This window comes from Ornithinibacillus sp. 4-3 (genome assembly GCF_040958695.1).
Classification (GTDB): domain Bacteria; phylum Bacillota; class Bacilli; order Bacillales; family Amphibacillaceae; genus CALAMD01.
The window spans coordinates 301,272-322,802 of the sequence record NZ_CP162599.1; the positions used below are offsets into that span (position 1 = coordinate 301,272).

Genomic DNA, 21,531 nt, shown 5'->3' on the forward strand with positions numbered 1-21,531 from the left:
TATTGACGTGTTTAAGAAATGATTACCTTCCTAAAATGAGTAGTAGCCGCTTTACTTTTGTATTCATATAGTAAAGCATAGGAGGGGAGTATGTGATTGTAGAATTAATTCAAGAGATGATGGTTCTTTATGGTTTTGCAATAATAGGGTTTACTGCAATGAAATTTAATATATTAAATAAAAGTAGTATAGATGTTTTGTCAAAACTAATTTTGAATGTTACGCTACCATGTCTTATAATTCACTCTTTGGATAAGACATTTACATTTACAATGTTAAAAGATTTTATTTGGTTATTGTTAATATCCTTGTACGTATTAGCCGTAGCCACTTTATTGGCTCATTGGATGGGTAAGCGATTACAGCATAATAAGAATAAACGAGCAACATACGAAAGTTTGATAATTTTTGGAAACCAAGGATTTATAGGGTATGCAGTTGTTATGGCCTTATTTGGCGAAGAAGAGATTATTTATTTAGTTATATTTAATATATTTTATTTAATTTTAATTTGGACATATGGTATATATTTATTCACAAAAAATAACGGAGAATTTACAATTAAAGGGTTATTGAACTCTGGATTAATGTCTACAATAATTGGTATTATTATATTATTACTTCCAATAAAGCTTAATTTTATAATATCAAAGACACTTGAAGAAGTGGGAAATATCACTGTCCCACTTTCAATGATATTTATTGGTAGCTTATTGGCGGTTGTGAAATATAAAGATTTATGTAGAATGATAAAAGATATTTATATTTGGTTAGCAACTATATTAAGATTAATAGCTATACCTATTCTAGTTTTACCTTTTTTATATTTATCAATCCATCCTAAATTAATAATGATTGCTTTTATTGTATCTGGTATGCCATCGGCACCCACGACATCACTATACGCACAAAAATATGGTGGAGATATACAATTCTCTTCAATAGGAGTACTACTTTCAACAGTTCTTAGTTTAATTACAATACCTTTATTAATATCGATAATTAAAACATTAATAAAGGTATAATGTTTTTTCACACTTAGATTATTCCTAAATCTATTCTCGCTGTATAACACTCCAATCCCAGGCTATACTATACCCAATAAAAGAGTCACTAATACTCTGATGGCAAAGACAAGTGACTCTTTTATATACAGCCAAGCCTGCAACAATAAGATTAATCATCATAAGCTGTAGTGTGCGAAGTGGAGTTATTTAGTCGTAACTAGTCTCCTTTGTACGGTAAACTGTCTCTAAATCCATGTTACAGCTAAAATAATTTCATTTCTCACCATGACAAAGACCGCTCAATGGCGGTCTTGTTATTTTTATGATTTTAGAAAACCCCTGGCTATGCCGGGGGTTCTAAAGAGCTTCAAGCGTGGGGTCAAAAAAAGCCTCTCTTCATGGTAAGCTAAGGTTGGTTTCCCGACCACCAAAACTCACCAAAGAAGGAGGCAAAGCCCTATGCAGGACAAGAATAGTTTAGCACATACAAAGTGGAGATGTAAGTATCATATAGTATTTGCTCCAAAATATAGAAGACAAGTGATTTATGGAAAATACAAACAAAGTATTGGAGAAATTATAAGAGAGCTTTGTGAAAGAAAAGAAGTTGATATACACGAGGCAAATGCGTGTAGAGATCATATTCATATGTTAGTGAGTATACCACCGAAATTAAGTGTATCTTCCTTCATGGGATACTTAAAAGGAAAAAGTAGCTTAATGATATTTGATCGTCACGCGAATTTAAAGTACAGATACGGTAATCGAAAATTCTGGTGTCGAGGCTACTTTGTAGATACAGTGGGAAGAAATAAAAATCAAATACAAGAATACATAAGAAATCAGCTTAAAGATGACTACATGAGTGATCAATTAACTTTATTCGAAGAATTTGATCCATTTACAGGGAAGAAAAATAAAAAGAAATAAGAGATTCTTTTAGAATCAGTGAGTAAGTGTGGTGCAAAAGGGAAACCCATTCAGTGGGCCTTTAAGGCCAAGGCCGGTAACAGAGGCTTCTAGCCGCAGAACAAACCACCAGTTCACACTGGTGGTTTTGATTTCTTAAACATATTTAAAATTATAGTGACGATTATAATCAAGATTATTGCACCTAATAGTGCTGGGATGATATAAAAATCACCAATTTCGGGTCCCCAAGAGCCTAACAGAAGTGATCCTAAATATCCACCTATAATACCTGCTAAGATATTACCAATAATACCACCTGGGATATCTTTTCCTGTAATTAATCCTGCAAACCACCCAATGATACCACCAACAATTAATGTCCAAATAACACCCAGATAGATCACATCCTTTGTATGTTGTATAGGATTTGATTATTTTAATTACTTGTCCAATTTGTCTTTTACATCACTAATTTTATCCTTAGCTTCGCCTTTTGCCTTATCTAATTTACCTTCAGCAACTTTAGCTTTATCATCAGTCATTTTACCGTATAATTCTTTTGCTTCACCTTTTACCTTATCTTTAGCACTTTCCACTTTATCTTTGAAACTCATTTAACATCACTCCTTTTGATATTTAAGGGTCTATTCCCAATTATTTCTAAATATAAACATTTTCCTGTAATAAAAAGTACCTACAGTTAATTGCATTCTAGATCAAATAAGGATTGTTGAATATATGGATATGTTAAAGTGGTTTGATTAAGGTCTAGTGATATAAATAAGCCTCTCACAATCAATGTGAAGGGCTTATTCCAATAAATTATTCTCTTTTAGTATCTGAATATGTTTTTTGAAACGTTTTTGTTGGTTAGCTGAATAAAGTGTAACTATGCTATGTCCCTTTCCACGGTGAGTAATAATAATTGTTGATAAATCTTTACTGATATACCCACCCTGTAATGCATTAAAATTATAGCCTAATTTATTAAAAATACTGTTTTTTGGGTTTTCTGAAATACCTTTTTTTATTCTGTATGCTTTATTATTCATTTTTAACATCATTCTCCTATTAGCATCTTTATTACTCATAAATAAACACTGCTTACCTATTTAAAATGTACCCTATAAGATAGACACTTTAAAAAGTCTCTCTTATGGGGTACTTTTATTTATAATGAAAGAAATTGCGAATGGGGCGGATGAAAATGTCGAAAATATTATTTACAGATCAAGAACAGTACTTATTGATGAAACATCCTTATGTAAAAGCGGTTAGTAAAAAGGCAATTACATACACGGATGAATTTAAAGCAATAGCTGTTAAAGAATATGGAGAAGGAAAATTTCCTCGTCAAATATTTGAAGATGCAGGATTTGATATTGAAATCGTTGGGATTGAACGCGCTAAATCGGCTTTAAAAAGATGGCGTACTGCCTATCAAGAAAAGGGTTTGGAAGGGCTTGAGGATTCACGTAACTCTTCTTCAAGACGTCTTCTTGCGCGTGAATTAAGTATAGAAGAAAAGTATGCTCGATTAGAAGCACAAAACGCATTATTACGCGCAGAAAATGAATTACTAAAAAAGATCGATCTAGCAGAAAGACTAACTATATAAAGTCAAGTGGAAAAGTAAAGTGATTTTTAGAAAAATGTATGGAAAAAACTCATGTCAAATAAGCATCAGATAAGCTGCCTTTTTTTCGCTTACTGACGAATTTCATAAGGTTCATTTTTAGTTAATATCGCATGAATGATGTAACAGAGTTTTCGAGACACGGCACCTATTGATGTGAGATGATGCTTTCCTTCAGACCGTTTTTTCTCATAAAAAGCTTTCAAAACAGGATCACTTCTTGAAGCGACAATGGCAGCTTGAAACAGTGCTTTTCTAAGATAAGGAGAGCCACGCTTGCTCATGACATTATGGGTTGAGTCAAATTGGCCGGATTGTGATACAGATGCATCAATACCAGCATAAGCGACTAATTTTTTAGGATTAGAAAATTTGTGAATATCACCAATTTCTCCTAATATCGTTGCACCAATTACTGGACCGATACCTGGAATCGTTTCAATAACTGAGTCAATAGATGTCATCAATTGGTTTATTTCTTCTTCTGTTTGTTTTATTTGCGTTTCTAGAAAATTGAGCTGTTCAATCATGGAGCGGAATTGGAAAGTAAATGCATCCTGTGCAAACCGAATTCCAAAGGAGTTTGAAGCTGCTTTCTTTAGCGCTTCGGCTTTAATTAACCCCACACGATTACGGCTTGCTAAACCGAGTGTTTCAGCAAGCATATCGGCTGTAATTTCATTAAATGCATCCGGTGTGGAATATTCAAGTAGAGCAGCTCTTGAAGCTTTCCCAAACACACCAACTTTAGAAAAAACGGTATCGTATTCGGGGAAGATTTGATCTAAAACAGCAATGATTTTACGTTTAAAATCACCAGCAGTTCCAACGAGGTAAGAACGATAACGCGTCAATTGACGTAAGGAGAACATATCCTCATTCGCTAAGGTAGTGTCTTCAAATGAACCGTAACGAATAAGATCGGCTATTAATACCGAATCAATGATGTCAGTTTTTCGCTTTCGAATTTCAGTCCCTTTCCTCCAACCATCAGTTTGGATGGGGTTAATGACATGGACGAAATAATTGGCTTCTTCTAGGAAGGAAAAAAGAGCGAGCCAATAATGACCGGTCGCTTCCATTCCTGTAAGGAAATATGATGGATCATCTGAAATAGCATTTAAACGAGTGAGTAATGAGTGACCGCCTTCAAGTGTGTTAGGGAAAGAAAATCCTTTTAAGACTACTTTCCCTGCATCGTCCATAACAGAAGCAACATGTGTACGTTTACCAATATCAATACCAAGATAAAACATCGCTTCACCTTCTTTACTTGTTTTGGATTGAATGCCACTCAACTGAAAAGCGTCACGACCTTGTGCTAAATACGGAGTAAGGCAATACGCCTTCAACATCTAACTCATTCGCAATCAGCTTAACAGAGAGAGGGATCAGTCTTTCGATAACGAGTTTTATCACCCAAGGTTGGAACGATCCACCTCTCAATCCATTAAGTATATTTTCTCAAATAATTGAGGAAATACCAACTTAGAAACAACTTAGGTTCATAAGGTTTTCCTTTCAAAGTCGGGAGACTAAAACCTTAAATATAATATACAAGGTTGTTGATAAAGGAAAAGAAAAACTAACTGCGGAACAGAAATTTCAGTTAGTCCAATTCGTCATTGAAAAATACGGTTTAAATCGAATGGTGAGGTATCTTTGTGAATTAGTTGGCGTCTCTAGATCAGGTTATTATCGTTATTTTTCAGAAGAAGCACAACTGAATAGACAAGCACGAGATAAAGCAGATGAAGAAGTAAAGGCAATCATTTTAAAAGCGTTCAATTTCCGCCGTCGTAAGAAAGGTGCACGTCAAATCAAAATGACATTAGAACATCAGTATCACATTACCTATAACTTGAAACGCATTCGTCGTATCATGAAAAAGTTTCAAATTATTTGTCCCATTCGAAAAGCCAATCCTTATCGAAGAATCGCGAAAGCAACGAAAGAACATAGAACACTACCGAACCTATTAAACCGTGAATTTAAACAAGGAATCGCTAGAAAAGTATTATTGACAGACATTACCTACTTGAGTTATGGAAAAGGAAAACGTGCTTACTTATCCACTATCAAAGATGCCGAAACCAATGAAATTTTAGCCTATGAAACATCTGATAGAATCACCCTAGATATTGCATTAAATACAGTCAAGAAGTTAAAAAACAGTAAGATAAAGTTGGCTGAAGACGCATTCATTCACTCAGATCAAGGAGTTCACTATACGAACCCCCATTTTCAAAAGAAGGTGAAGGTAATGGGGCTAGGTCAGTCAATGTCCCGCCGTGGAAACTGTTGGGACAATGCCCCTCAAGAATCATTCTTTGGGCATTTTAAAGATGAAACAGACTTTAAATCGTGTGAAACATTAGAAGAGGTAAAAAGAGAGATTAAGAGTTATATGATTTATTACAATCATTATCGAGGTCAATGGAACTTAAAAAAGATGACGCCTGCACAATACAGTCATCATCTTCTTCAAGTTACTTAATTCCCTAGAGTCTTTTTAAAAATGTCCTTTACAAAGGGTACACTTTAATTGTATCAGATGGGATTTATAGTGTTAAGGTTGTGTGAAAATTAGTCCATTAAAAAGCACCTACAATTAAGTAAGTGTGGACCTATGTCAATATCTTGGACACAAATAGCTTAAGTTTTTAATGATATTTTCAGCTGATATTTCGGCAGATATTTTCTACCTCTTGTGGTGTCATATAATTTATACTCCCATGAATTCTTTTGCGATTATACCAACCTTCAATATACTGAAATAACGCTATTTTCGCTGAATATTCATCTAGATACTGAACATGATTGACTTCTTCCTTTTTTAAAATGGCATGGAACGATTCAATGCAAGCATTGTCATAAGGGCTACCTTTATAGCTAAAAGAATGCTTTATGTTAAATTCGGTGATCAAAAATGCGAATTCATCGCTTGTATATTGACTACCAAGGTCTGAATGAAAGATAAGTTCTTCACAGGGTTGTTGCGTTTCATATGCATTTCGTAATGCGGTGCTTATTAATTCCGTTGTCATTGTGCGTCCAAAAGAATGGCCAACAACCTTTCTTGAATGCAAATCCAAAACAGTTGCCAGATAGCACCAACCCTGCTTTAAGGTGTGGATATAAGTAATATCTCCAACCCATTTTTCATTGATTGTTTTCGTCTCAAAATCACGCTCTAAAATATTCTCACGTTCTATTATCTTTTCTTTACTCGGTGTCGGACGGAATTTCTTCGTTGTGATGGACCTGATATTTGCCTTTTTCATCAGGCGTTGCACACGTTTTAAACTTACATGATATCCGGCCAACTCTAATAAATGGTGGATTTTTGGTGCACCATAACGTTGTTTACTGTCGTTAAAAATTCGGATGATTTCTTTTGTTAGTTGTCGATTTTCCTGTTCTTGTTTTGAGATAGAAAACGTTAATGATTGATAGTACGTGCTCCTAGGAACACCAAGCACTTCACACAATGTATGAACAGGGTAATATTCTCTTTCTTGCTCGATGAAATCCGTAATATCGTTGTCGGTTACTTTTTTGCGAATATGGCCATAGCTTTTTTTAATATTTCGTTCTCCTGTTGTAACTTAAGCATTTCTTTTTGCATCTTTGCGTAATCATCTGGTGTTACGGATGATCCATCTTCTAGCTCTACTGGATTGAATTTTTTTATCCATGCATAAATAGTTACTTCTGAAACGCCATATTCACTGCTTAATTCCCTAGCTGATTGACCTGAACGATATAAATCAACAACCATCTTCCTAAAATCATCATTGTAACGTTTACCATGTTTGTGATTTGCCATTGGACACAACCCCCTAGTAATAATTTTAAAGACTTAACTAAGTTGTGTCCATGAAACTATACTAGCATCAGTGCTTGAATCGGATCTGAGTCAATATTTTGTCATATTATTATTTTAAAATTATAAACTTAGCCTTATATGTTATAATATGCTATGGATTGAGATTATTTAGTCGTAACTGTATGCATCGACTACAAGAGATTGTTTAGTTACCTCCATGAAGCTAACTTTCTCTATATCCTGTGTTATAGCTAATATAATTTCATTCTAATGAAAGACCGCTTAATGGCGGTCTTGTTTCTTATTATTTACTTTTACTTTATTTATGTAATTTAGAGTTTCTCTACTTAACTGTAAATCTACAGTGTATTCTTCACACCATGGACAAAACCCATTCCCATTCTTCATTTTAGCAACAGCTACTTTTAACCCACAATTAATACAATACCGCATCTGATCACCTTCTTTTTACCTATTGTATCAAATAGTATTCATAGTGTTAAGGATGTGTATTTAATTATTCCCTAAAGATTCCACTTGTGATTAAGAACAAATGTTCCTATAATAAAAGAAAATATTTGAAGGTGGGAGCACTATGAGACAATTTTCAATACCAAAATATAATATTATAAGAGTGACCCCCGAACAGTTTGGCTATAAGGACAGAGGAATACTGAAATGGCAGGGAATGATACTATCTGATCATACAGATGCGCTAAAAAGAGAAAAGCTAAACGAACATTTGTCAGAAGTTGAAGCAAAAGAGGGAATGTCAGAAGAAGGCATTTCAGAGGCTTTGTACAATGCATTTGTTACAGCTACACCAGTATTAATTCAAGCCAACGTTATAAATAATGGAAGATATTACAACGATTTAGAGTGCATAATCTTAGGTTATGAAGACAATCAAATTTATTTGAAATTAAAAGATGGCCGTACAACCAATTGCACTCTAGATCAAATAAGAAATGTTGAATATATGGATATGTTAAAGTGGTTTGATAAGGTCTAGTAAAACTAGTTTCTTCTATTATATATAAAAAATAAAGAGAGCTGATTTTTTGCTCTCTTTATTTGTGTGAACTAGTTTCTTCTATTATATGGAGATATAAAGAAAAAATTGTTACAAGGGTGCCAGAAAGGTGCCAAAAAGTGTCATAAAGGTGATAACAGAACATTTTTATTTATTATTCTTGAAAATATAGTTATGACCATTAACTCGTAATGACAACAATTGAAAGTCATTGAAAGTGCATGAAAGTATAGTCGAACTTCATGGTAAGGATGAGGTCATCGGTTCGATCCCGGTTGGGAGCTCTTGCGCAAACGCTTGATACATAAGGTATTGAGCGTTTTTTTATTTAAGTCATTTTTTAGTAAGAAAGTACACAAAGGCTTTTATTGTTATTTAACATAATCAAATAGTCCATATCCAATTTAGTTGAATCACTATGAAAACATTTAATTAGGGAGAAAAATAATTACCCTATTAGAATAAAATAATATTTTAAATTTCAGTATAGAACCAAAAAGAAGTAGCCTCCGAGTCAATGAAGGCTACTTCTTTTTGGTTGTTGATTAACCAAGTACCTTAACAGATTCACGATTAAATGCAGGAAGGTCATCTGGTGTACGACTTGTTACTAATTGGTTTTGACAAACAACTACCTCTTTGTCTGCGTAGTCTGCGCCAGCGTATTCCATATCCACTTTGATTGATTTATAACCAGTTGCATCGCGGCCTTCTAATGTTTTGGCTGTAATAAGCAATTGTGGACCATGACAAATTGCCATAACCGGCTTTTTCTTGTCCATAAAATGTTTGGCAAATGCTACAAAGCGTTCATCTGCACGTAATATATCCGGAGAAAAACCACCAGGAATAAACAAAGCATCAAAGTCTTCTGGTTTCACATCATCAATACCTTTATCAATGGTTACTTTTGTACCTTCTGATTTACCTGTTACCGTATTTCCTTTTTCTTTTTCGATAGTAACTAGCTCATGACCAGCTTCCTCTAATGCCTCTTTCGGACTTGTGAATTCTACGTCTTCAAATAAGTCTGTAATGACTGTTGCGACTTTTTTACCCATGAATTGACACTCCTTTAAAAATGTTTACACTCACTATATTCCCCAAAAATATTTTTTTAAAAATAAAATTTTAAATTCGTTCCGTAAATTAGAGCTCTATTCAAAAGCAAATAAAAATTTCCTCCAAGCTAAAGTATTGTTTCTGCCAATAAACGATAGGATTTTTTCTTCGCTTCAAAGTCAAAGATATTTGTAATAATCATAAATTCATCTGTTTGGTAGATTTTTTGTAAAGCTATTAATTTCTCTTTTACTAGATCTGGTGTTCCAATAATACATCGGTTGCGGTTCTGTTTGATTGTAGTTAAATCCTCTGGGCTAAATGTAGAGCTATTAATATCTTCTTTGGGCAATACTAATGTACCTAATCCTTTTCCAACGTTTAATAGCCATTTGTCCTGTGTTATTGCTAGTTCTTCCGCCTCTTCTTCTGTTTCTGCACAAATAACAAAGATGCAAACAATGGATTGTGCCTCGCTACCAGTTATAGAAGGGGAAAAATAGTCATGATATATTTTTAATGCTTCTATTCCCTGACTTGGATCAATAAAATGACCAAATACGAAGCCTAATCCCATTTCTGCTGCTTGTCTAGCCGAACGTTCTGATAAACCTAACAACCAGAGAGGGGGTGGGTTTGCAATTCTCGGACCAGCTTTGACTAGCCTAAATTCATGATCACGGGGTAAAGTATTATGTAAAAATCCTTGTAAATCTGCAACTTGCCTTGGGAAGTCATGAAGATTTTTATTTTGGTTATCTGTTAACGCAGATCTCGTTAGCTGGGAACCACCTGGTGAGTTACCTACACCAATATCAATACGATCTGGAAAGAAAGCAGCTAATGTATTTGCGTTTTCAGCAATTTTATAGGGGCTATATTGTGGCAAAAGTATGCCACCTGAACCAACACGAATTTGATTAGTTACAGAAGCAATTCTTGTCATCATAATTTCGGGAGAAGAGCTTGCAAGACCGTTACTGTTATGATGTTCAGCAACCCAATAACGATGATAGCCTAATTTTTCAGCCCATTGCGCTAACTCCAGTGTATGCTGCAATGTTAGTTCTGAAGTATCTCCTTTGGATATGGGAGCTTGATCTAATACACTTAATTTCATCACTTATAACTCCTTTTCTCAGCAAATCTATAAACGTATAGACAATTAAAAGGTACAACAATTTTTTATCAACAAAAATGCTTCTGATTGTAAATCGTAATTCTTACGATTATAATGCGGTTAAGACCTGATTCAATTAGAATACATTTACGGATTGATAGTGTAAAGAGAGGAGACATCTACAAATGATAAATAATTCATGGGATGAACGTTTTAATAAACAGGAGTATATATACGGAAAAGAGCCCAATGTCTTTGTTAAATCAATGCTGCAAGACCACCCTAGTTGCGATGTACTGACCATAGCAGAGGGAGAAGGACGTAACGCAGTCTATGCAGCAGAATTAGGGCATCGTGTTACGGCTTGGGATTATTCGTCTGTAGGTTTAGACAAACTACATCAATTTGCTGATTCTAGAAACGTTAAGGTTAAAACAAAATTAGTTGATTTAGCTCAAGAAATCGATTTTAGAGAAAATCAATGGGATGTGGTTATGAATGTTTTTGGTCATATTGGAGATGCTTCTGTTCGTCAACGTTTAATGAAAGGAATCAAAACAATGCTCCGTCCAGGTGGAGTTTATATTATGGAAGTCTACTCCGATCGTCAACTCCCTTATCGTAGTGGGGGAGGAAAAGATATTCGTCTTTTATATACGCCATGTGAAGTGCTTCAGATTTTTGCTGACTGGCAAATCAAATATTTTTATTATGGTGAAGTGGAGCGATATGAGGGAAAATTACACACGGGCTTAGGACATGTCATTCAACTCGCAGTTTATAAACCAACTGATTAAATTTTTCAGTTGGTTTTATTTGTTACTAATAGATAAAGGGGATGATGAAATAATTTTAGATTCCTGTTTCTAACCGATGACCACTCCTTACCATGGACATACTCTACCTATTGAACTATGTGAGCCAGTTATCAAATAAAAATTTATTAAACTTCTTAGAAAAAAATTTACAAACAATAAAAAATAAGATAGAATATTAGGAATACACTAATATTTACGCTGGTCATTCCCATTCTATTATTTAACTGAATTTTCTGTCCATAGACAACCCTCTTATCTTCAAGTTCTACCCACAATAAATGAAATAATAGCTAGTTCCGGTTAAATTTCCATACTCAAATTTAATTTCCATATATTTAGTTCTTTATTTGTTACATGATAATATACTAGTTGAAACTCTAAAGGAATCTGTAACTTAGTCACTACAATATAAATAAAAGATAAGCGTTTATATTGAAAAGTCAACTAATGTTAGTTAATGCAATACAAACTATTAGGGAGGAATAAATATGAAATTAATCAAAAGTATTTTATTTATGATGTTTCTCATATTATTAACCACAATAGTGGGTTGCAGCTCAGATTCAACAAATAAGGATACACCAAATGATTCAGGAGATAATCAGAATGAAGAAGAAGAGACTCAAACAGGTGGGGTTTTAAAAATTGCGATTGATGCGGCTCCACCAACACTAGATCAACCAACAAGTACAACTACAGCTACAAGAGATGCATCTCGATTAATTTTTGAAACACTTATAACAACAAACTCAGATTTCGAAGCGATTCCTATGTTAGCCGATTCTGTTGATATAAGTGATGATGGTAAAACATACACATTCAATTTAAGGCAAGGCATTAAGTTTCACAATGGAAAAGAAATGATTGCTGAGGACGTTGTTGCTTCAATGGAACGTTGGTTAGAGAAATCTACTATTACGGGCAATGTATTCAATGATTCAAAATGGACCATTGTCGATGATTATACAGTGAATTTAGAATTACAGGAACCGTCATCGATCACACTCGATACAATGGCTTCTGCGAAAACAGCTCCTGCTATTATGCCAAAAGAGATCATTGATGCAGCACCAGAAGAAGGAGTAGATGAGTATATTGGTACAGGACCTTTTAAGCTCGTTGAGTGGAAGACTGATCAGTATATTCACTATGAAAAATTCGATGATTATTCCCCAGTTGATTTTGAAGCAGATGGTTTATCCGGTAAAAAAGAAGCGTTAGTTGACGAAATATTTATCTATATTGTTCCAGATACTTCTACACGTTTAGCGGGTCTACAAACAGGTGAGTATGATTTTGCTTATGGTGTTTCTTATGATAGTTATGATCAACTACAAGAGGATCCAAATCTGGAACCGATTTTAGCTCCAAGTGCTAATGCTGTTATCGTGTTTAATAAACAAAAAGGTATTGCCTCTGATGCAGCCTTTAGGAGAGCAGTGAATACTGCTTTAGACGCAGAAAAAGTCATGATGGGTGCTTTTCCAAATCCGGACTTTTTCTGGTTAGACGCCGGTTACATGGATATCAATATTAAGAGATGGGCAAGTCAAGCTGGAAGTGAGTTTTATAACCAAGCTGATCCAGAAAAAGCAAAACAGATGTTAGAGGAAATGGGATATAATGGTGAAGAGTTTAGACTGATGGCAACTCGTGATTATGATCATCATTATAACACAGCTGTTGTAATACATGAGCAGCTTCAACAAATTGGAATTAATTCAAAATTAGAGGTGTATGACTGGCCAACTGTTACAGAACGAAATGGTGATCCTGATGTTTGGGAAGCGTATATTACAACATTTTCTACAGTTAGTACACCACCACAGTTGCTTCATGTGAGTCCTAAAGCTAAAGGTAGTATTCCGGAACCGTATATGGATGATAGAATGCTGGCCCTTGAAACAGCTCCTACCGAAGAGGAAGGTTTTGCATTATGGGAAGAGATCCAGCAGTTTGCTTGGGAAGAATATGTACCAGTAGTTCAGTTTGGTGGGTTTAATAGCTTATACGGAGTTAATAAAAAGGTAGAGGGAATTACTATTAATACAGGTCCAATCTTCTGGAATGTTACTGTATCAGAAGGAGCAGATTAACTGTCTAATATGTTAAGGGTTTGGTAAAAGCCCTTAACATACTTTTTACCTAATTTATCGTGTATTTGATGACTCTAGTGGATACTATTTGGTAAAAGGCGTTAGAGTCATGATTAGTAGCGCGTCTACTTTTTGTACCCAATTTGATTTTTAAATCTATATATGGTATAGTATTTTGAAACGTATTTCGGAATGTATATTGAAATAAATTATTTTTTAGACTTATTCACACTGGCACAACTTAGGGGTTGTAAGGATGTATGAGAAGGTAGGGCATACATTGTTTGGGTTCATTAAATTAATACTACCGCGGCAATTTATTTTAAAGATTCGAAGTATATAGCGCCCACGTGGCACTTTTTATAATGCGTCCTATTATGTAGGGCGTATTTTTTATGGTTATAAGATCCAGAGTTTCAAGAAATTTGAATCATAACATTTTCTTGGTTAAAATGCTTTAATAACAGGAAACTTTAGTAAAAGTAGCTGGATAATTTGTATGAATAGTTTATAATAGTAAGGTATTTCTTTTTTCGAGATATCGGAATATTTTAATTGATTATTTAAAGGTAGTTTGTACTTTAAATAGCTGACTCTTCTTTATAAAAACTTGGCTTGTTTTTATATAAATTTGAAGAAATAAGTAATTAAAAACGGGGGGTTAGATTTTTATGAAAATGAAAGTAGTTTATGCGATGGTTTTAGCATTTATGTTGTCTATGCTAGTCGCATGTAATTCAGAATCGGACGATGATAATTCTGCTGATGAATCAAATGGTGGAGCGGATAATCAAGAGGTAGTTGCTGGTGGAGAAATGAGAGTAGCTGTACATGCTCAACCGCCTACTATTGACACGCATATTACAACTGCAACGATGGCACCATTTATTATGAGAAATGTATTTGAAACGCTTTTTACTCAAAACGAAACATTTCAGCCTACTCCAATGTTAGTTGATTCTTTTGACTTAAGTGATGATGGTAAAACATATACATTTCACCTAAGAGAAGGAGTTCAATTTCATAACGGAAACGAAATGACTGCAGACGATGTTGTTGCTTCAATGAATCGTTGGATTGAAGTAACGAATGTAGGGTTAGATGGAGCTGTATTCGAAAAAGTTGATGATTATACAGTAGAAATGATTTTAGAAGAACCAAAAATTGATACACTAGATATTCTTGCTGACCCTAGCTTACTAGCGGCTATTATGCCAAAGGATATTGTTGAAAATGCAGATAGCACAGGTGTGACTGAATTTATTGGAACAGGTCCATTTAAATTTACTGAATGGGTACAAGACCAACATATTCAATTGTCTGCATTTGGAGATTATCAACCAGTTGATGCACCAACTGATGGTCTAAGTGGAGCGAAGGAAGCTTTACTAGATGATATCTATTTCGTGTTTGTACCAGATGCTTCTACGCGAATTGCTGGGATACAGAGTGGTGAATATGATGTGATTACAAATGCGCCATATGATAATTATGATCAATTAATGGCTGCGGATAATGTAGAAGTTATAACATTTGAATATGGAACTCAATGGGCAGTTTACAATAAGGCACAAGGTGTATTTGCTGACCCTAAAATGAGACAAGCTGTAAATGCAGCTTTTGATTTAGAAAGTGTAATGCATGCTGCTTTTGCAAATACTGATTTTTATGAGCTAGACCCAGGATATATGAATAATAGCTCAGAGAATTGGTATAGTGATGCTGGTTTAGATGCTTATAATCAAAATGATCCAGAAAAAGCAAAACAATTACTTGAAGAAGCTGGATATGATGGGGAATTAGTTCGAATTCTTACCTCTCGTGATTATGATAGACAGTATAATGCAGCTGTAGTAATGAAGGAACAGTTAGATGCTATTGGTATGAATGTGGAGCTTGAAGTTTTTGATTGGCCAACATTGACTGAACGTAGAGAAGATCCAGAAAACTGGGAGATTTTAACAGCATCTGGTCCTTTCTTTGCAACGCCAACAAAACATGTTTTATTAAATCCTAATTGGGCTGGTTGGACAAGTGATCCATATATTACAGAGTCACTTCAAGAGTTAAATGTTGCAGCTTCTCAAGAGGAAGCTAAAGAAATTTGGAATGAAATTGAAGGATTCTTATGGGATGAATATTTACCTGCTACTATTTTAGGTAAGTTTGATGAGATTGTTGCTACAACAGATAAAGTACAAGGATTTTCAGAGTTTCTAGGTGGTGTATTCTGGAATACATCTGTTAGTGAATAAATAGCATTAAAAAATATTCCGTGTAATGATTAGGAAAGAAAAATACTTTTGAGAGTCAGCTATCGATTATTAATCGATAGCTGACTTTTTATTGCAGGGACGGATGTTTTATTAGCAGGTATTTCTACTGAGGCAGTTAGAATTCTTGATGATTCAATGGTTGTTAGTCCATTGTCAAACTGGTATTTCAATATAGTATCTGTTTTTGTTTTAACCGTTGTTGGTGGTCTGATTACCTCAAAATTTATTGAACCTCGTTTAGGGAAATACGAAGGCGATAAGGTGGAAGAGGATGATGTTGAGGACCATCCGAAAGCTGGAAAAGCATTGCGTAATGCAGTACTTGCAGGTGGAGGATATATGTTACTAATTTTTGTAGTACTTATGCTTCCGAATAGTCCGTTAAGAAGTGAAACAGGTGGAATTGCAGACTCCCCATTTATTGATGGGATTGTTCCACTTATCTTAATATTATTCATTCTTGTGGGACTTGCTTATGGAATTACTGTAGAGAAGATCAAGTCTGGTAAAGACGTGAGTAAGTACATGGGAGAAGCAATTAAAGATATGTCAGGCTATATCGTTTTAGTATTTGCCATTGCACAATTTATTGCATATTTTAACTGGTCAAATATTGGGACATGGTTAGCTGTTAACGGTGCAGAATTTTTAACAAGTATTAACTTTACAGGATTACCATTGATTCTTGGTTATATTTTATTTACAGCATGTTTAAATTTCTTGATTACATCAGGATCAGCGAAATGGGCTATTGAAGCGCCGGTATTTATCCCAATGTTTATGCAGCTAGGATATCATCCAGGATTTATCCAGGTAGCATACAGAATTGCAGATTCATCGACAAACATTGTTACACCTTTATATCCATTAATGATTATTATTTTAACATTAATGCAAAAATATGATAAAAAAGCTAATATTGGTACGTACATGGCATTGATGATTCCATATTCTCTTGGATTTTTATTAACTTGGATTGTGCTAATTCTAATTTTCTATTTCACAGGTTTACCATTTGGACCTGGTGTATACACACATTTATAAATAAAAGAAAAAAGGTCTCGAGGTACTGTCTTCCAAAAAATAGAGGAATAAATCTAGTTTTTGGGAGGGTACCTAACGAGACCTTTTTATATTTTTAACCGATAATATGAAAACCAGAGTCGACATGTAGTACTTCTCCAGTAATACCTCTTGAAAGGTCACTGATGAAGAATAATGTAGCATCTCCTACTTGGTCTTGATCTACATTTCTACGTAGTGGAGCTTTTTCTTCAATTACTGCATTAATTTCATTAAAGCCAGATACACCTTTTGCGGATAGTGTACGAATTGGTCCTGCAGAAATAGCATTTACGCGGATTCCATCTTTTCCTACATCTTCAGCTAAGTATCTTACACTTGCTTCAAGGGAAGCTTTAGCTACTCCCATCACGTTGTAATTTTTCACAACGCGTTCAGCTCCTATGTAAGACTGTGTTACGATGCTTCCGCCTTCAGTCATTAGTTTTCTAGCTTCTCTTGTAACTGCAACGAGTGAATATGAACTAATATTCTGAGCTAATAAAAAGCCATCACGTGATGTATCAGCAAATGTGCCTTTTAAATCATCACGGCTTGCAAAAGCTACAGAATGAACTACACCATGAATAATTCCTACTTTCTCTTTAATTTCAGAGAAAGCTTCAACTATACTTTCATCACTAGCTACATCACATGAAACTACGAGCTTAGGTGTGATGCTATTATCTTCTAATAATTTTATTAATTTTTGTTGCGAACGTTCTTGTCTATTTGTGAAAATTAAGTTAGCACCTGCTTGATGCAGAGACTTCGTAATCCCCCAGGCAATGCTTCGCTCATTAGCAACACCCATAACAACTATATTCTTTCCTTGTAATAAACCTGACACTTGAGCACCTCCAAGATAAATATGTATAACATTATATCTTATTTGAAAGAATTTCGCGATGCTCTACTTTATTACTCTTAGCCTAATGTATGGATGATATGTATTTCGTTCATAATAAGTAATGAGGAGGTGATGGGTTTGGCACAGGATGTTCTTTGTGCAGTTTCAAGTTGCTTCTTCTGGGAAAATGGGAATAAATGTGGTGCAGATTCTATTTATGTAGTTAGTCAGCTTGGGAATGAAGCTTCTCATAGCTCAGAAACAGATTGTAAGACATTTGTTCCTAAATCATAAGTTAAAACAGGCGTCTCTAGCTTAAAAAAGTGTGGAGACGCCGCTTTATGAGTATATGTAAAAAAACGTAAAAAAATTACTAGAAAATAGAAATATTCTCTTTACAAAACAGTTGAAGCTATATATAATAAATTTTGTTGGCTTTTTATACATGGCCCGTTGGTCAAGCGGTTAAGACACCGCCCTTTCACGGCGGTAACACGGGTTCGAATCCCGTACGGGTCATAACCATTATACTTATTTTTTAATAAGTATATGTGCCGGTCTAGCTCAATTGGTAGAGCAACTGACTTGTAATCAGTAGGTTGGGGGTTCAAGTCCTCTGGCCGGCACCATTTTTTTTATTTTAAATTGAATAAAATGAAAAATGTGGTTAATAATACGGAGGGGTAGCGAAGTGGCTAAACGCGGCGGACTGTAAATCCGCTCCCATCGGGTTCGGCAGTTCGAATCTGCCCCCCTCCATACTTTATATTATATTTTTTTCACAGTTGGGCTATAGCCAAGCGGTAAGGCAACGGGTTTTGGTCCCGTCACTCCAAGGTTCGAATCCTTGTAGCCCAGCCATTTTTATGTCTATTTTTAAGTGAAGTATATATTTTTTGCATAAACAATCTAATGTAAGGTCTGTTTAGATGAACGCTGGATATCATGAAAGTAAGATTAACAAAAATGAGCCATTAGCTCAGTTGGTAGAGCATCTGGCTTTTAACCAGAGAGTCGAAGGTTCGAGTCCTTCATGGCTCACTACATTTTTTAACAAAGAAGCACGACAAAAAGGATACTCTAGTATCACCGTTGTTCAAAGGTTATGATTGTAATCTATGTTAATGGTGTATAGCTAAGTCAAACCTTAGCCTTTATTGGCTGGGCTTGTCAAGTTTTCTTTAGATATGAATATGGAAAAAATGGTAAGCAAGGTGACTCTAGTAGGAGATAGCCTTGTTTATTTGCATTTTAGGTCATTCTTTTACATAATAGAAGCAGTAATTTTATTTCATTTTCTTTGAATTTAAAATGAAGAATTATGTTTACTGTTTCTAAAGGGAGATACAAATTTATAGTCATACTAAAGGCGAATCCTTGATATTAACTAGTATGGCACTTTGCAGAGAATGAATTCGTGTAAAAATAACTAGCTCTCTAGTGGATTATATGGAACTACGTATACATCATCCATTCTGAGACACGACAAATAAATGCTTAATTATAAGAATAACTTTAATTGATCTATCTGAAAATATAAAGGATGCGATACCATGACAACTTCTAGAATTCCTGGTTTTTATAAAATGTCTATTGATGAACGTAGAGAGCTTATTGCTCAATTGCATTCTTTTTCTGAAGAGGATGTTAAGGAGTTAGCTTCTAGAGAGACATTAGCTGTTGAGACAGCAGATAAGATGATTGAGAATGTCATTGGAACTTATCCGCTTCCACTTGGACTAGGACTTAACTTCCTCATTAATGATAAAGAATATGCAATTCCTATGGCTGTAGAGGAACCATCTATTGTTGCATCGGCAAGTTATATTGCAAAAATTGTCCGTGACGCTGGAGGTTTTCAGACAGAGGCGACAGACAGAGTGATGATTGGGCAAATTCAAGTAGTAGGTTGTTCAGATTTTCATGCAGCGAAAGAGGCGTTAATGCGTGAAAAAGAATTTATTATAAAAGAAGCAAATAAAGCTTACCCAAGTATTGTTGCTAGGGGTGGCGGTGCGAATGATATTGACATTCGAATTTTAAATGAGGATGCAGAATCTACTTACAATAAAATGTTAGTTCTGCATATTTATATCAATACATGTGATGCAATGGGTGCAAACATCATTAATACGATGGTGGAATCTGTTGCGCCAGAAATAGAACGTATTGCAGAGGGAAAAGTATATTTACGAATTTTATCGAATTTAACTGATCGTTGCCTCGCACGTGCAAAATGTGTGATTCCAACACATTTACTTGGTTCTGAAGGGTTCACAGGTGAAGAAGTAAGAGATGGAGTTATTCATGCATATGAATTTGCTGCTGCAGATCCATATCGTGCAGTGACACATAATAAAGGAATTATGAATGGTATTGATCCTGTAGTTATTGCAACCGGAAATGACTGGCGTGCAGTCGAAGCTGCGGCACATGCTTATGCAGCTAGAAGTGGGCAGTACAGTTCGATGACAAAATGGTATGCAGATGAAGCAGGGAATCTTGTTGGTGAACTGGAATTACCAATGTCTATAGGAATTGTTGGAGGCTCCATACGAGTTCATCCAATGGCAAAATTAGCACATAAAATTCTTGGTATTGAATCAGCAGGGCAACTAGCACAAATTATTGTAGCAGTTGGATTAGCGCAAAATTTAGGTGCATTAAAGGCTTTGGTAACAGATGGTATCCAAAAGGGGCATATGGCGCTCCATTCTCGCTCTGTAGCGATTGCAGCAGGAGCGACAGGGGAATTAGTGGATATCATTGCTAATGAACTTGTTAAGCTGAAGGATATCCGTGTCGGAAAGGCTGAACAATTATTGGGAGAATACAAAAATGAGCATTGAAAAAATTAGAACTGAAAAAGTAGCTGTCGGTGTAGCTCATAGTAAGCTAATTTTAGTTGGTGAACATGCAGTAGTACATGGTCAACCAGCAATTGCAGTTCCATTCCCGTTAGTGGGAGTAGAATCAGAAGTGGAATATGTTTTAGGTGCTGTGAAAATTGATAGTACATTTTATCACGGACCTATTGATTCAGCTCCAGCTTCTTTGGATGGAATTGTTGCATGTATTAAAGAAACACTGCGTGTACTAGACTTACCATGTCAGGATTTATTAATTCGCATCCGTTCATCTATCCCGCCAGGAAAAGGGTTAGGTTCTAGTGCATCTGTAGCGATAGCAGTTGTAAAATCTCTATTTTCTTATGTGGAACGGGAATATACAATGGATCAATTGCTTCATCTAGCAAATGTATCGGAAAAGCATGCCCATGGTTCCCCAAGTGGAATAGATTCATTAACAATTACATCTGATTGTCCTGTTTGGTTTGAGAAAGAGTCTCCTGTTGGATATATTAAACCGAAAAGTGATTTTCATTTTATAGTGGCAGACACAGGGAGAATGGCAGATACCCGTTCTGCAATTGACTCAGTGACAAGACTACTAAAGAAAGCACCTCAGAAAATTCAAGAAAAATTTGAGCGTTTAGGGGAAATTACACATCAAGTACGTGATGCGTTAGAGAAAGCAAGTAAACAATTATTAGGTCAGTTATTAAATGAAGCGCAGAAAGAGCTAGAAGCATTAGGAATAAGTGATGCTGGACTGAATCGTTTGATTTATTATGCGCTCCAAGAAGGTGCATTAGGAGCTAAACTCACTGGTAGTGGTAATGGGGGCTGTATTATTGCGTTAGCAGAGAATGAGCTACATTCCCATCAACTAATGGAGAAATTGAAAAAGCTTGGTGCTCATGCAGTTTGGTCATTCGTATTACGTAAAAAAGAGGAAAATGAAGAAGTAATGAAATAGGTAAAAAGGGG

Annotated in this window: 20 protein-coding genes, 5 tRNA genes and 1 pseudogene; 17 read left to right on the plus strand and 9 right to left on the minus strand. The window is 35.1% G+C overall.

Annotation, left to right across the window (positions count from 1 at the left end):
* Positions 1-92 precede the first annotated feature (92 nt).
* Positions 93-1,025, plus strand: coding sequence for an AEC family transporter (locus AB4Y30_RS01600; protein WP_368653782.1), 933 nt, complete (start codon positions 93-95; stop codon positions 1,023-1,025).
* 441 nt (positions 1,026-1,466) lie between these two features.
* Positions 1,467-1,937 carry an IS200/IS605 family transposase gene (gene tnpA / locus AB4Y30_RS01605; RefSeq protein WP_368652045.1) on the plus strand — a complete coding sequence of 157 codons (471 nt, stop codon included), beginning with the start codon at positions 1,467-1,469 and terminating at the stop codon, positions 1,935-1,937.
* Positions 1,938-2,050: 113 nt separating this feature from the next.
* Here the strand turns inward: tnpA and AB4Y30_RS01610 are convergent, their stop codons facing one another.
* The 3 genes from AB4Y30_RS01610 to AB4Y30_RS01620 form a co-directional block, all read right to left on the minus strand.
* Complete coding sequence (locus tag AB4Y30_RS01610) at positions 2,051-2,314, minus strand: GlsB/YeaQ/YmgE family stress response membrane protein (protein ID WP_368655144.1); 264 nt, start codon at positions 2,312-2,314, stop codon at positions 2,051-2,053.
* Positions 2,315-2,359: 45 nt separating this feature from the next.
* Positions 2,360-2,533, minus strand: coding sequence for a CsbD family protein (locus AB4Y30_RS01615; protein ID WP_368653783.1), 174 nt, complete (start codon positions 2,531-2,533; stop codon positions 2,360-2,362).
* Between the two features lie 195 nt (positions 2,534-2,728).
* Positions 2,729-3,010 (minus strand): hypothetical protein, encoded by a 282-nt coding sequence (locus tag AB4Y30_RS01620; RefSeq protein WP_368653784.1) that lies wholly within the window; start codon positions 3,008-3,010, stop codon positions 2,729-2,731.
* Between the two features lie 116 nt (positions 3,011-3,126).
* Here AB4Y30_RS01620 and AB4Y30_RS01625 point away from each other — a divergent pair, with 116 nt between their 5' ends.
* Entirely contained in the window at positions 3,127-3,537 is a 411-nt protein-coding gene (locus AB4Y30_RS01625) for an HTH domain-containing protein (protein ID WP_368652992.1), read from the plus strand.
* 89 nt (positions 3,538-3,626) lie between these two features.
* On the opposite strand, the gene AB4Y30_RS01630 is transcribed toward AB4Y30_RS01625, so the two are convergent.
* Positions 3,627-4,811 carry an IS110 family transposase gene (locus tag AB4Y30_RS01630; protein ID WP_368655145.1) on the minus strand — a complete coding sequence of 395 codons (1,185 nt, stop codon included), beginning with the start codon at positions 4,809-4,811 and terminating at the stop codon, positions 3,627-3,629.
* Between the two features lie 311 nt (positions 4,812-5,122).
* Here AB4Y30_RS01630 and AB4Y30_RS01635 point away from each other — a divergent pair.
* Positions 5,123-6,052 (plus strand): annotated as a pseudogene (locus AB4Y30_RS01635) (IS3 family transposase); the annotation flags it as partial.
* A 178-nt stretch (positions 6,053-6,230) separates the two neighbouring features.
* Here AB4Y30_RS01635 and AB4Y30_RS01640 read toward each other — a convergent pair.
* Both AB4Y30_RS01640 and AB4Y30_RS01645 read right to left on the minus strand, forming a co-directional pair.
* A protein-coding gene (locus AB4Y30_RS01640; RefSeq protein WP_368653572.1) for an IS3 family transposase occupies positions 6,231-7,384 on the minus strand; the annotation gives its coding sequence in 2 pieces (ribosomal slippage) (positions 6,231-7,132 and positions 7,132-7,384; 1,155 coding nt in all).
* A gap of 282 nt (positions 7,385-7,666) precedes the next feature.
* Entirely contained in the window at positions 7,667-7,837 is a 171-nt protein-coding gene (locus tag AB4Y30_RS01645; RefSeq protein WP_368653785.1) for a hypothetical protein, read from the minus strand.
* A 142-nt stretch (positions 7,838-7,979) separates the two neighbouring features.
* On the opposite strand from AB4Y30_RS01645, the gene AB4Y30_RS01650 reads away from it, so the two are divergent.
* Complete coding sequence (locus AB4Y30_RS01650; RefSeq protein WP_368653786.1) at positions 7,980-8,396, plus strand: hypothetical protein; 417 nt, start codon at positions 7,980-7,982, stop codon at positions 8,394-8,396.
* Between the two features lie 566 nt (positions 8,397-8,962).
* On the opposite strand, the gene AB4Y30_RS01655 is transcribed toward AB4Y30_RS01650, so the two are convergent.
* On the minus strand, positions 8,963-9,478 hold the full coding sequence (locus tag AB4Y30_RS01655) for a type 1 glutamine amidotransferase domain-containing protein (RefSeq protein WP_368653787.1): 516 nt from the start codon (positions 9,476-9,478) through the stop codon (positions 8,963-8,965).
* A gap of 128 nt (positions 9,479-9,606) precedes the next feature.
* Positions 9,607-10,599: an LLM class flavin-dependent oxidoreductase gene (locus AB4Y30_RS01660; protein ID WP_368653788.1), complete on the minus strand. Its 993-nt coding sequence runs from the start codon at positions 10,597-10,599 to the stop codon at positions 9,607-9,609.
* Positions 10,600-10,784: 185 nt separating this feature from the next.
* Here AB4Y30_RS01660 and AB4Y30_RS01665 point away from each other — a divergent pair, with 185 nt between their 5' ends.
* The 4 genes from AB4Y30_RS01665 (at position 10,785) to AB4Y30_RS01680 (ending at position 16,833) form a co-directional block, all read left to right on the plus strand.
* On the plus strand, positions 10,785-11,396 hold the full coding sequence (locus tag AB4Y30_RS01665) for a class I SAM-dependent methyltransferase (protein ID WP_368653789.1): 612 nt from the start codon (positions 10,785-10,787) through the stop codon (positions 11,394-11,396).
* 509 nt (positions 11,397-11,905) lie between these two features.
* Positions 11,906-13,513: an ABC transporter substrate-binding protein gene (locus AB4Y30_RS01670; RefSeq protein WP_368653790.1), complete on the plus strand. Its 1,608-nt coding sequence runs from the start codon at positions 11,906-11,908 to the stop codon at positions 13,511-13,513.
* A 671-nt stretch (positions 13,514-14,184) separates the two neighbouring features.
* Positions 14,185-15,768: an ABC transporter substrate-binding protein gene (locus AB4Y30_RS01675; RefSeq protein WP_368653791.1), complete on the plus strand. Its 1,584-nt coding sequence runs from the start codon at positions 14,185-14,187 to the stop codon at positions 15,766-15,768.
* Positions 15,769-15,858: 90 nt separating this feature from the next.
* Positions 15,859-16,833: an AbgT family transporter gene (locus AB4Y30_RS01680; RefSeq protein ID WP_368655146.1), complete on the plus strand. Its 975-nt coding sequence runs from the start codon at positions 15,859-15,861 to the stop codon at positions 16,831-16,833.
* A 94-nt stretch (positions 16,834-16,927) separates the two neighbouring features.
* Here the strand turns inward: AB4Y30_RS01680 and fabI are convergent, their stop codons facing one another.
* Entirely contained in the window at positions 16,928-17,701 is a 774-nt protein-coding gene (gene fabI / locus AB4Y30_RS01685; RefSeq protein ID WP_368653792.1) for an enoyl-ACP reductase FabI, read from the minus strand.
* Positions 17,702-17,839: 138 nt separating this feature from the next.
* Between fabI and AB4Y30_RS01690 the strand changes: the two genes are divergently transcribed.
* The 8 genes from AB4Y30_RS01690 to mvk all read left to right on the plus strand — a co-directional run bounded on the left by AB4Y30_RS01690 (position 17,840) and on the right by mvk (position 21,520).
* Positions 17,840-17,995, plus strand: a complete 156-nt coding sequence (locus tag AB4Y30_RS01690; RefSeq protein ID WP_368653793.1) for a DUF1540 domain-containing protein — start codon at positions 17,840-17,842, stop codon at positions 17,993-17,995.
* 153 nt (positions 17,996-18,148) lie between these two features.
* A tRNA-Glu gene (locus tag AB4Y30_RS01695) sits at positions 18,149-18,220 on the plus strand.
* A 34-nt stretch (positions 18,221-18,254) separates the two neighbouring features.
* Positions 18,255-18,330: transfer RNA gene (locus AB4Y30_RS01700), tRNA-Thr, on the plus strand.
* 48 nt (positions 18,331-18,378) lie between these two features.
* Positions 18,379-18,460, plus strand: a tRNA-Tyr gene (locus tag AB4Y30_RS01705).
* A 27-nt stretch (positions 18,461-18,487) separates the two neighbouring features.
* Positions 18,488-18,562: transfer RNA gene (locus AB4Y30_RS01710), tRNA-Gln, on the plus strand.
* Between the two features lie 107 nt (positions 18,563-18,669).
* Positions 18,670-18,742 (plus strand) — tRNA-Lys (locus AB4Y30_RS01715).
* A gap of 512 nt (positions 18,743-19,254) precedes the next feature.
* Entirely contained in the window at positions 19,255-20,550 is a 1,296-nt protein-coding gene (locus tag AB4Y30_RS01720) for a hydroxymethylglutaryl-CoA reductase, degradative (protein ID WP_368653794.1), read from the plus strand.
* Positions 20,540-21,520, plus strand: coding sequence for a mevalonate kinase (mvk, locus tag AB4Y30_RS01725; RefSeq protein WP_368653795.1), 981 nt, complete (start codon positions 20,540-20,542; stop codon positions 21,518-21,520). The genes AB4Y30_RS01720 and mvk overlap by 11 nt, the downstream gene beginning before the upstream one ends.
* Positions 21,521-21,531 lie beyond the last annotated feature (11 nt).